The organism is Pseudomonas sp. WMBT8, from assembly GCF_050916005.1.
Classification (GTDB): Bacteria; Pseudomonadota; Gammaproteobacteria; order Pseudomonadales; family Pseudomonadaceae; genus Aquipseudomonas.
In genome coordinates this window covers 104,493-116,001 of record NZ_CP188096.1, presented here as the reverse complement: position 1 = coordinate 116,001, position 11,509 = coordinate 104,493, and the positions used below count along the sequence as shown (strand labels likewise).

Below are 11,509 nucleotides of genomic sequence, written 5' to 3'. Positions count from 1 at the left end.
CCTATTAATAGAACGCCTGGATACCGGTCTGGGCGCGCCCGAGGATGAGCGCATGGACGTCATGCGTGCCTTCGTAGGTATTCACCACTTCCAGGTTGACCAGGTGCCGGGCAATCCCGAACTCATCGGAGATGCCATTGCCACCGAGCATGTCGCGAGCCATGCGGGCGATATCCAGGGACTTGCCGCAGGAGTTGCGCTTCATTATCGAAGTGATCTCCACCGCGGCCGTTCCCTCATCCTTCATCCGCCCCAGGCGCAGACAGCCTTGCAAGGCGAGGGTGATCTCGGTCTGCATATCAGCGAGCTTTTTCTGGATCAACTGCGTGGCGGCCAGTGGGCGCCCGAACTGTTGACGATCCAGGGTGTATTGGCGCGCCGTGTGCCAGCAGAACTCCGCAGCCCCCAAGGCCCCCCATGAAATGCCGTAGCGGGCCGAATTCAGGCAGGTGAAAGGGCCTTTCAAGCCACGCACATCGGGAAAGATGTTTTCTTCGGGAACGAAGACGTTGTCCATGACGATTTCGCCAGTGATCGAAGCGCGCAGGCCGACCTTGCCGTGAATCGCCGGCGCACTCAGGCCTTTCCAGCCCTTCTCCAGGACAAAACCACGGATGTCGCCAGCGTCGTCCTTGCCCCAGACCACAAACACATCGGCAATCGGGCTGTTGGTGATCCACATCTTGCTGCCGGTAAGGCTGTAGCCGCCATCCACCTTGCGTGCGCGGGTAATCATCGCGCCGGGGTCCGAACCATGGTTGGGCTCGGTCAGGCCAAAGCAACCAATCCACTCACCCGAGGCCAGCTTGGGCAGGTACTTCTGCTTTTGCGCTTCAGTGCCGAACTCATTGATCGGCACCATCACCAGTGAAGACTGCACGCTCATCATCGAGCGATAGCCGGAATCGACACGCTCCACTTCCCGGGCAATCAAGCCGTAGCTGACATAGTTCAAGCCACTGCCACCGTACTGCTCAGGAATCATGGCGCCGAGCAGGCCGGTCTCGCCCATTTCACGGAAAATCGCAGGGTCGGTCTTTTCATGACGGAAGGCTTCAAGCACACGCGGCGCCAGCTTGTCCTGGGCAAATTGCTCGGCGCTGTCGCGCACCATGCGCTCTTCTTCAGTGAGCTGTTGATCCAGCAGCAGTGGATCGATCCAGTTGAAGCTTGCCTTACCGCCCATGAGTGAGTCCTCGCGAAGTAAATCAAAAGTCGTGCATGCAGCCTAGGCCGGGTAGGCGAGGAGGGCAAACGAGGTTTTTGCATAGCCTTGTGCTAATTTCTCACTCCGTAACGATTGAGAAAGGCGCAACAGCCTTTTATTAGTGAGAGTACGGTACATGCGCAGAAAGATCCCCAGCACCACGGCCCTGGTCAGCTTTGAAGCAGCAGCCCGCCACGAAAGCTTCACCAAGGCCGCGCAAGAACTTTCCATCACCCAGGGCGCGATCTGCCGACAGATCGCCAGCCTTGAGGAGTTTTTGAGTGTCGAGCTGTTTCGGCGCTCGCGACGCGGGGTAAAGCTCACCGAAGCCGGGCTTTCCTATAGCCGGCGAGTGGCGACGCAATTGGATGCCGTGGAGCGTGACACCCTGTCAGTGATGGGCCAGCAGGGCACCAATGTGATTGAGCTGGCGGTAGTGCCCACGTTCGGCACGCAGTGGCTGATCCCGCGCCTGAAGGATTTCCAGCAGCAACACCCCGAAGTCACAGTGAACCTGACCAACCGCACCCGCCCGTTCCTGTTTGCCGATACCGAGTTCGATGCCGCTGTGTATTTCGGCGATGCCGACTGGTCGGGCACCGAATCTCATCGGCTGATGGGCGAAAATCCAGTCCCCGTCTGCAGCCCGCGCTTGCTGCAAAACCGCACGCACTTTCGCGCAGAGGAAATCGCCGAACTGCCACTGCTGCAGCAAACCACGCGACCCTACGCCTGGCGCCAGTGGTTCAACGCCCAACAACTGAATATCCCCCGGGACATGACAGGCCCGCGCTACGAGCTATTCTCCATGCTGTCCCAGGCGGCCATGCATGACATGGGGATTGCCTTGATCCCACCGTTCCTTATTCAGCGGGAACTGAGCGAGAAACAACTGGTGATTGCCAACCCGCAGGCGCTGACCAGCAGCAAAGCCTATTACCTGATGATTCCCGAAAGAAAGGTCGAATCTGCATCACTGCACGCCTTTCGAGACTGGCTGATTGATCAGGCACAGCGCTACAGCCATCAATTCTAGAGGCCCAGGCAAGTTATTGACCTTGTAGTCAGGTAATTTTGAGACCTACAGATATACGTATATGTCGCCTTTTGACAGACTGTACCGTTCGACCGTAAAACCCTCTGCAAGCCAATAGCTGCAAGCCCTACAGCGGGTATTCGGGGGCAATGATCGGTTATTCATGTCGACAATTGGGTAAATCGACTTTTCCCGCGATAACCCTTTAAACACCTGTATTCCAAGAGGTTATTCCGGCACATTGCGACAATCAGTCACAGGGTGACTTGTAGTTAATTTTTCGTCACCCGTCATAATCCCTTGAAGGCCGTAAAGTTCGCCTGCAAAATGCCGCGCCCTGCTGTCATTTCAGCGGGGTCGTGCTGATCGGCCGCCCCAGTTGCGCCACTCGCGGTGCACTGGCCTTTTTACAAAAATCAAAAGCAAAAAGATCATGCAGGAGATTTGACGTGCACATTGGTGTTCCTCTCGAAACCCAGACCGGTGAAACGCGGGTTGCTGCAACCCCGGAAACCATCAAGAAGCTGATCGGCCAGGGCCATAAGGTCACTGTACAAAGCGGTGCAGGTATCAAAGCCAGCGTCGTCGACAGTGCCTATGAAACGGCAGGCGCAACCATTGGCAGTGCCAGCGATGCGTTTGGCGCCGAGCTGATTCTCAAGGTGGTCGCCCCCAGCGACAGCGAACTGACGCTGATTAAAAGCGGCACCGTGTTGGTGGGCATGCTCAATCCGTTCAGCAACGAAACCATCACCCAACTGGCCGAACATGGCATCACTGCCTTCGCCCTGGAGGCCGCGCCGCGTACCTCCCGTGCGCAGAGCCTGGATGTGCTGTCGTCCCAGGCCAACATTGCCGGCTACAAGGCAGTGTTGCTGGCGGCCCATCACTACCCGCGCTTCATGCCAATGCTGATGACCGCCGCCGGTACGGTGAAAGCCGCTCGCGTGCTGATCCTCGGCGCCGGTGTTGCCGGCCTGCAAGCCATCGCTACGGCGAAACGCCTGGGTGCCGTCATCGAAGCGTCCGACGTACGCCCGGCCGTGAAGGAGCAGATCGAGTCCCTCGGTGCCAAGTTCGTCGACGTGCCCTACGAGACCGATGAAGAGCGCGAATGCGCCGTCGGTGTCGGCGGCTACGCCCGCCCAATGCCCACCAGCTGGATGCAGCGCCAGGCCCTGGCCGTGCATGAGCGCGCCAAGCAAGCCGATATCGTCATCACCACCGCCCTGATTCCGGGTCGCAAGGCCCCGACGCTGCTGAGCGCCGAAACCGTCGCCCAGATGAAGCCAGGCTCCGTGGTGATCGACCTGGCCGCCGCCCAGGGTGGCAACTGCCCACTGACCGTCGCCGACCAGGTGGTGGTGGAAAACGGCGTGACCATCTGTGGCCCGACCAACCTTGCCGGCGCGGTCGCTGCCGATGCTTCGGCCCTGTATGCGCGCAACCTGCTGGACTTCCTGAAGCTGGTCTTCACCAAGGAAGGGCAGTTTGAAATCAACCTCGAAGACGACATCGTCGCCGCGTGCCTGATGTGCCGCGACGGCCAAGTCATCCGCAAAAACGCCTAAGCAGGGATTCAGACGATGGAAGAGCTTATCTCCCCCGGTATCTACAACCTGATCATCTTCGTGCTGGCGATTTATGTCGGTTACCACGTGGTCTGGAACGTCACCCCCGCGCTGCACACGCCGCTGATGGCCGTGACCAACGCAATTTCGGCGATTGTGATCGTTGGCGCCATGCTCGCCGCCGCACTCACCGTTACCCCGCTGGGCAAGACCATGGGCACCCTGGCCGTGGCCCTGGCTGCCGTCAACGTGTTCGGTGGTTTCCTGGTTACCCGTAGGATGCTTGAGATGTTCAAGAAGAAAGCGCCCAAGGCTAAAGAAGAGGTGCAGAAGTAATGAGCATGAACCTCGTGACGACGCTCTACCTGATCGCGTCGATCTGCTTCATCCAGGCCCTCAAGGGCCTGTCGCACCCCACCACGTCCCGACGCGGCAACCTGTTCGGCATGCTCGGCATGGCGCTGGCGGTACTCACCACCGTGGGCCTCATCTATAAGCTCGGTGCAGAGCTGGCCACTGCCGGGATCGGCTACGTGATTGTCGGCCTGCTGATCGGCGGCACCGCCGGCTCGATCATGGCCAAGCGCGTAGAAATGACCAAGATGCCCGAACTGGTCGCCTTCATGCACAGCATGATCGGCCTGGCGGCGGTGTTTATCGCCATCGCGGCGGTGGTCGAGCCGCAATCCCTGGGGATCGTCAAGCAATTGGGTGACGCGATTCCTGCGGGCAACCGCCTGGAGCTGTTCCTCGGCGCAGCCATTGGTGCCATTACCTTCTCCGGTTCGGTCATTGCCTTCGGCAAGCTGTCGGGCAAGTACAAGTTCCGCCTGTTCCAGGGCGCACCGGTACAGTTTGGCGGCCAGCACAAGTTGAACCTCGTCCTGGGCCTGGCCACCCTGGGCCTGGGCCTGGTGTTTATGTTCACCGGCAACCTCAGTGCCTTCGCCCTGATGCTGGCCCTGGCCTTCGTGCTGGGCGTGCTGATCATCATCCCGATTGGCGGCGCCGACATGCCGGTGGTTGTCTCGATGCTCAACAGCTACTCCGGCTGGGCTGCGGCGGGCATCGGCTTCTCGCTGAACAACTCGATGCTGATCATTGCCGGCTCCCTGGTGGGTTCGAGCGGTGCGATCCTCTCGTACATCATGTGCAAGGCGATGAACCGCTCGTTCTTCAACGTGCTGCTCGGCGGTTTCGGCAATACGCCGGATGCGGCAGGGCAAGCCGGTTCGAAAGAAGCGCGCCCGGTGAAGTCCGGTTCGGCCGACGACGCCACTTTCCTGCTGACCAACGCCGACACCGTGATCATCGTCCCAGGCTATGGCCTGGCGGTCGCACGGGCGCAACACGCCCTTAAAGAGCTGACCGAGAAGCTGACCCATCGCGGCGTCACCGTGAAATACGCGATCCACCCGGTCGCCGGCCGCATGCCTGGCCACATGAACGTGCTGCTGGCCGAGGCCGAGGTGCCTTACGACCAGGTGTTCGAGATGGAAGACATCAACTCCGAGTTCGGCCAGGCCGACGTGGTGCTGGTGCTGGGCGCCAACGACGTGGTCAACCCGGCCGCCAAGAACGATCCGAAATCGCCGATCGCCGGCATGCCGATTCTCGAAGCCTTCAAGGCCAAGACGATCATCGTCAACAAGCGCTCGATGGCCAGCGGTTACGCCGGCCTGGATAACGAATTGTTCTACCTGGACAAGACCATGATGGTCTTCGGCGACGCGAAGAAGGTCATCGAAGACATGGTCAAGGCCGTCGAATAAACACTGCTCCAGCGCAATACCCAAAACCCCGGCCTCCCGTAGGCTGGGGTTTTTTATTAACGGGAAAAACCCGACCAAAGGCTCTAAATCGCCACCTGGCATTCGACCATGGTAGCGGGACGAACGCCTTTGAAATCACTAGACTGCCCACCTTGCCTCCGTTGCCCGAGATAACAATCCATGTACCGTGATCGTATCCGCTTGCCTTCGCTGTTGAACAAGGTCATGAGCGCCGCCGATGCTGCCGCCCTGATCGAGGACGGCATGACCGTCGGCATGAGCGGCTTTACCCGCGCCGGTGAAGCCAAGGCCGTGCCCCACGCCCTGGCCGAACGTGCCAAGACCTCGCCCCTGAAAATCACCCTGATGACCGGCGCCAGCCTGGGCAACGACCTGGACAAGCAACTGACCGAAGCCGGCGTGCTGTCGCGCCGCATGCCATTTCAGGTCGATAGCACCCTGCGCAAGGCGATCAATGCCGGCGAAGTGATGTTTATCGACCAGCATCTATCGGAAACCGTCGAACAGCTGCGCAACAACCAGCTCAAGCTGCCGGACATCGCGGTGATTGAAGCTGTGGCCATCACCGAGCAAGGCCACATCGTGCCCACCACCTCCGTGGGCAACTCGGCCAGCTTCGCGATTTTTGCCAAGCAGGTGATCATCGAGATCAACCTGGCGCACAACCCGAATCTGGAAGGCCTGCACGACATCTATATCCCGACCTACCGCCCGACCCGCACCCCGATCCCACTGGTCAAGGTGGATGATCGCATCGGCAGCACCGCGATCCCGATCCCGCCCGAGAAGATCGTCGCCATCGTCATCACCAACCAGGCCGACTCCGCCTCCACCGTGACCCCGCCCGACAGCGACACCCAGGGGATCGCCAATCACCTGATCAACTTCCTCAAGCAGGAAGTGGATGCCGGACGCATGACCAACAAGCTCGGCCCGTTGCAGGCCGGCATCGGCAATATCGCCAACGCGGTGATGTGCGGGTTGATCGAGTCGCCGTTCGAAGACCTGACCATGTACTCCGAAGTCCTCCAGGACTCGACCTTCGACCTCATCGACGCCGGCAAACTGAGCTTTGCCTCCGGCAGTTCGATCACCTTGTCAGAGCGGCGCAATGCCGACGTGTTCGGCAACCTGGAGCGCTACAAAGACAAGCTGGTGCTGCGCCCGCAGGAAATCTCCAACCACCCGGAAGTGGTGCGCCGCCTGGGCATCATCGGCATCAACACCGCGCTGGAGTTCGATATCTACGGCAACGTCAACTCCACCCACGTGTGTGGTACGCGGATGATGAACGGCATTGGCGGCTCGGGAGATTTCGCCCGCAACGCGCACCTGGCGATCTTTGTCACCAAGTCCATTGCCAAGGGCGGGGCGATTTCCAGCGTGGTGCCGATGGTCAGCCATGTCGACCATACCGAGCATGACGTCGACATCCTCGTGACCGAGATCGGCCTGGCTGACCTGCGCGGCCTGGCGCCACGGGAGCGGGCACGGGTGATCATCGATAACTGCGTGCACCCGGACTACCGTGACGCCCTCAACAACTACTACACCGCCGCCTGTGCCATCGGCGGGCACACCCCGCACATCCTGCGCGAAGCCTTGAGCTGGCACATCAACCTGGAAGAAACCGGGCAGATGCTCAAAGGCTGATCAATACAGATCCGGGTGGGTGCAAGCACAGTTGCATTCACCCGGAACTGAGCGCGGTACTTTTGAAAAAAACTGTACTGCTGTACCGGTCATTTCCTACCGAAAAACCCTACAAATCCTTTCCAAAACGCCTAAAACGCACCAAATAAGTGCTGACAGGTACAGTTGCCCCATTTCCGTACAGTACAGCCGCTATAAACAGTTAACTGGCCCCTCACAATACAGGTGAACTGTATCTAGAGAGTCTTGCGCCGGAGGAGGATCATTGGCATCAGTTAAACCACTACCTAATCCCGCCACAAGCGGAAGGATGTCATCATGGAACGTACACTCAGTTCCGAACTGTTCTTCGAAGATAAAGCTGTCAACACCCAGGCTTCCCTGCCTCTGCGCGTTATCGCCAACCTGATGTTGTGGCAGCGCCGCATCTCCAGCCGCCATCAACTGGCTCGTCTGGATTCGCGTCTGCTGGCCGATGCCGGGATCAGCGAAGCTCAACGCTACGAAGAGCTGAGCAAGCCGTTCTGGCGCTGATTTAGCGCCCGCTGGCCCTGACCTACCGGGTCCACCGCCAGCACCCCGAATTGTTGTAGCAAAGCCCGCCCCGGGTAACCGGCGGCGGGTTTTGTTGTTTCTGGGAGGACGAAAAAATAGCGTAGAAGCCATCCTCGATGCCTGGACAGGTACAGTTTAAAAAACATAACAATTAACAAGTACAATTACGCATTGGCTGATTTGTACCGGTCAAATAACCTCCGTGAGCCACCACTTCCAACTGCGCACTACCCGAACAGATAGGCGCCAGCTACTATCGCGTCATTAGTTCGTCTCATACACAGGAGTCACCCCATGTCCCGTCTTCGTTTGCTGAGCGCTGCAGCCCTGCTTGCCGTCGCTGCCAATGCCAGCGCCACCAGCCTGATCGTGACCACCGACTCGATTGTGGGCGCTCTCAAAGCCACTTCCGACGCCAGCTCCGATGCCACCTCCTCGCTGCGCGACAACAAAGTCGTGCGCGCTGCCCGTGACGATGCTGCCAGCTTCGTCGCCAGCGAAGGCGCGATCCGTGGCGTGAAGCTGGAAAGCGCCCTGGCGCAGATCCGCCAACAGGCGCCACAACTCAATGCCGCTACTGATGTGCAACTGGCCCAGGCAATCCTGGCCATCTGAGCCAGGCCTGTTTTGCAGGAGCCGACTTGCCGGCTCCTGCATAGAAGTACCCGCGCTGGCTCTCGCCCGGGCATTACGCTAGCCTTGGCGCTCGTTTTCAGTTGTCGAGTCCCATGGCTTTTTCATACCGCTTGTTGATTGTTCCCACGGTACTTGCCGTGTGCGGGGCCGGGCCGGTCCAGGCCTTTGATCTGTCCACACAAAGCCTCGTCGCCAGCGCCTATGCCACCAGCAAAGTGACCTCGGCGCCGTTCGATCGTAAATTGATACTGGCAGCCCAGGAGGACGCTGCTGCGTTTATTGCCACTGACGGCCAATGGCGGGGCGCCCGGCTGGAAAGTGCACTGGATTACCTGCGTCGCACCCAGCCAAAACTTAAGTCCAGTGACCTTGAACTGGCCCAGGCAATTCTCGTCCAATAATCATCTTTACCCTTTGGAGTCATTCCATGCGTCGCCCGTTGATCGCAGCTGCTCTCGGCCTGTTCTTGCTGGCAGATATCGCCCAGGCACAAACTCTCGTGGCCACCAGTAACATCATTGTTCGTGCCTTTGGCCGCACCATTGATTTCACCTCGGACACCACCACCTCTATCCGTGACTCCAAAGTCGTGCGTGCAGCCCACGATGACGCCGCCAGCTTTGTCGCCAGCAATGGCGATATCCGTGGCGCGCAACTGGAAGCCGCCTTCGACACCCTGCGAACTCGCGTGCCCGAAGCCCGCGACGCCAGCGACCAGGTCCTCGCCGAAGCCATCCTCGCATTGTGAGGCGCCTCACCGCCTGGCTATTGGCTGCGACGGTGCTGCTGGCCGGCAACGCCGCCCAGGCCAGCCTGCAACTACGGCTCAAGACCGACGGCTTGAGCCCAGCCCAGCAGCAGGCCAGCCAGGCATTGCTTGATGAAGCGATGCAGGCGCTGCCGCCGCGCTTCATCGAGCAACTGGACCGGCGCATCGACGTCGGCTGGACCGACGACATGCCCGCCAACGCCTATGGCCAGGCGTCGCTGGTGTCCGAACTGGACCTCAACCGCAGGCTACTGGCCAGCCTCACCGACGGTACCGCCGCCACCCAGCAGACCCAGCGACCCCACGGCACCGTGCGCCGGGAGCTGCTCGCCACCGTCTTGCATGAACTGACCCACATCTACGACCGCGCGCGCCTGTGGCCCAAGGACCAGCGCTCGTTGATCCAACGCTGCAGCCGCCAGAACAACATCACCGGCCTGATCGGCCTGCCCGATCAATGCCGTGGCCAGAATGATCGGCGCTTCACCCTCAGCGACGACCCGCGCTTGCTCGACCTGGCCGGCTGGCCGCAATACGTCGGCCGCCGTGGCGAGCGCGAGCAACACAACCGGCAAGTGGCGCGCAGTCCGGACCTGTACGAAATCACCAACCCCAAGGAGTTCGTCGCGGTCAACATGGAGTACTTCCTCCTCGACCCGAGCTACGCCTGCCGCCGGCCCGCGCTGTACCGTTACTACCAGCAACACTTCGGCTGGGCCCCGCCCGCCAAGGACGCGTGCGCCAACACCTTCGCCTTCCTCAACGCCGGCAACGACTTTGCCAAGACGCCCCTGGGCCAGGTCGATCCCGAGCGCGTGTACGCCATCGACTATCTGCTGGCCGAAGCCAACCAGAACCTGGTGAGCCGCTGGGGCCACAGCATGCTGCGCCTGGTGATCTGCGCGCCGGGCCGCCCCCGTGGCCCGGATTGCCGCCTGGACCTGGACCAGCACCTGGTGTTGTCCTACCGCGCATTCGTGGGCGACGTGCAGCTATCGAGCTGGGACGGGCTGGTGGGCAAGTACCCTTCACGCCTGTTTGTCCTGCCCCTGGCCCAGGTCATCGACGAGTACACCAAGACCGAACTGCGTGGCCTGGCGTCCGTGCCCTTGATCCTCACGCGCCAAGAGATCAACGACACCGTCGAACACGCCGCCGAAATGCACTGGAGCTACGACGGCAATTACTACTTCCTCTCCAACAACTGCGCGGTCGAAGGCCTGAAACTGCTGCGCAGCGGCAGCGCCAACCCGCAACTGACCACCCTGGACAACATCACCCCCAACGGTTTGCTCGAAGTGCTCAAGGCCCGCGGGCTGGCCGACACCAGTGTGCTGGATGACCGCCGCGAAGCCTTGCGCCTGGGTTATCACTTCGACTCCTTCCGCGAGCGCTACCAGGCGATGTTCGAGGTGCTGAAAAAACACCTGCCGATCCCCCAGACCCAGGTCGAAGACTGGCTGGCCTTGAGCGCCGAGCAACGCAGGACCTGGTTCGACCAGGCTGACCTGCGCACCAGCGCCGCTTTGCTGCTGCTGGAACAGGCGAGCTTTCGCAAACAACTGATGCTCGCCCAGGACGAGGTCAAGCAACGCTACCTCGGTGCCCGCGAGCTGAAGAACGGCGGCATGGCCAAGGCCGATGCGACGTTGCAGCAGATCCTCGCCAACAGCGGCTTCCTCAGCCGCCCGGCGGAGCTGCTCGGCAGCAGCGGTTATGGATTGCCCCAGCCCAAGGAATGGCAGCGCCTGGAGTCGGAAAGCGCATCGCGCCAGAAGCAGCTGCAATCGTTGACCGGCGACCTGGATAAAGAGGTGAGGGCGCTGCTGGAGCCTTCGCGGGCTGCGGAGATTGCCGCCTGCGAGGCCAATCTCAAGCAGGTGGGCGAGCATCTGCGGGCCTTGCACAAGGCGGCCGGCGGCCTGCAACTGCCTTAAGATCAGAAGCATCGCGGGCTTGTCGGATCGCCGCATCGCCGCGAAGACGTCGGCCCAGCAAACATTGAGGTTGACTGACCCACTGCTTTCGCGAGCAAGCCCGCTCCCACAGGGATCTGCGCTTAACTGACGGGTATTAGGGCTTGCCCGCGATAGCGCCCTTACAGACATCAAAACCAGACCAATCCTACGAAACATCTGTTCATCACCTGTTTACCCAGCGAAAGCTGGCTGAAAGCTTTCGCGATTAGGATCGCCCTCACTACCGGCAATAGACCGGTTGGCCAACCTGAGCGTTTTTATGCCCAGGGGCCCAATTAACAACAACAATGGTGATTCTGATGTCCGCTCG

At 60.4% G+C, this 11,509-nt stretch carries 11 protein-coding genes; 10 read left to right on the top strand and 1 reads right to left on the bottom strand.

From position 1 onward, the window contains the following. Positions 1-4 precede the first annotated feature (4 nt). Positions 5-1,186 (bottom strand): acyl-CoA dehydrogenase, encoded by a 1,182-nt coding sequence (locus ACO77H_RS00555; RefSeq protein ID WP_029290432.1) that lies wholly within the window; start codon positions 1,184-1,186, stop codon positions 5-7. Positions 1,187-1,343: 157 nt separating this feature from the next. On the opposite strand from ACO77H_RS00555, the gene ACO77H_RS00550 reads away from it, so the two are divergent. The 10 genes from ACO77H_RS00550 to ACO77H_RS00505 all read left to right on the top strand — a co-directional run bounded on the left by ACO77H_RS00550 (position 1,344) and on the right by ACO77H_RS00505 (position 11,157). Next, positions 1,344-2,243, top strand: a complete 900-nt coding sequence (locus tag ACO77H_RS00550; protein WP_432754840.1) for a LysR family transcriptional regulator — start codon at positions 1,344-1,346, stop codon at positions 2,241-2,243. A 449-nt stretch (positions 2,244-2,692) separates the two neighbouring features. Next, the gene (locus ACO77H_RS00545; RefSeq protein WP_065942441.1) at positions 2,693-3,814 is read left to right on the top strand and encodes a Re/Si-specific NAD(P)(+) transhydrogenase subunit alpha; all 1,122 of its coding nucleotides are present in this window, start codon (positions 2,693-2,695) and stop codon (positions 3,812-3,814) included. Positions 3,815-3,829: 15 nt separating this feature from the next. Further along, the gene (locus ACO77H_RS00540) at positions 3,830-4,150 is read left to right on the top strand and encodes an NAD(P) transhydrogenase subunit alpha (RefSeq protein WP_003233786.1); all 321 of its coding nucleotides are present in this window, start codon (positions 3,830-3,832) and stop codon (positions 4,148-4,150) included. After that, positions 4,150-5,586, top strand: coding sequence for an NAD(P)(+) transhydrogenase (Re/Si-specific) subunit beta (locus ACO77H_RS00535; protein ID WP_432754839.1), 1,437 nt, complete (start codon positions 4,150-4,152; stop codon positions 5,584-5,586). The genes ACO77H_RS00540 and ACO77H_RS00535 overlap by 1 nt, the downstream gene beginning before the upstream one ends. Before the next feature lie 180 nt (positions 5,587-5,766). Next, positions 5,767-7,260 carry an acetyl-CoA hydrolase/transferase family protein gene (locus tag ACO77H_RS00530; protein ID WP_432754838.1) on the top strand — a complete coding sequence of 498 codons (1,494 nt, stop codon included), beginning with the start codon at positions 5,767-5,769 and terminating at the stop codon, positions 7,258-7,260. A gap of 318 nt (positions 7,261-7,578) precedes the next feature. Continuing rightward, positions 7,579-7,794: a DUF1127 domain-containing protein gene (locus tag ACO77H_RS00525; protein ID WP_007911656.1), complete on the top strand. Its 216-nt coding sequence runs from the start codon at positions 7,579-7,581 to the stop codon at positions 7,792-7,794. 315 nt (positions 7,795-8,109) lie between these two features. Continuing rightward, the gene (locus ACO77H_RS00520) at positions 8,110-8,430 is read left to right on the top strand and encodes a DUF2388 domain-containing protein (protein WP_057442142.1); all 321 of its coding nucleotides are present in this window, start codon (positions 8,110-8,112) and stop codon (positions 8,428-8,430) included. Between the two features lie 113 nt (positions 8,431-8,543). Next, positions 8,544-8,852, top strand: a complete 309-nt coding sequence (locus tag ACO77H_RS00515) for a DUF2388 domain-containing protein (protein ID WP_432754837.1) — start codon at positions 8,544-8,546, stop codon at positions 8,850-8,852. 26 nt (positions 8,853-8,878) lie between these two features. Further along, positions 8,879-9,199, top strand: a complete 321-nt coding sequence (locus ACO77H_RS00510; RefSeq protein WP_029290409.1) for a DUF2388 domain-containing protein — start codon at positions 8,879-8,881, stop codon at positions 9,197-9,199. Beyond that, a complete protein-coding gene (locus ACO77H_RS00505; RefSeq protein ID WP_169954140.1) occupies positions 9,196-11,157 on the top strand; it encodes a DUF4105 domain-containing protein in 1,962 nt (653 codons plus the stop codon). The genes ACO77H_RS00510 and ACO77H_RS00505 overlap by 4 nt, the downstream gene beginning before the upstream one ends. Positions 11,158-11,509 lie beyond the last annotated feature (352 nt).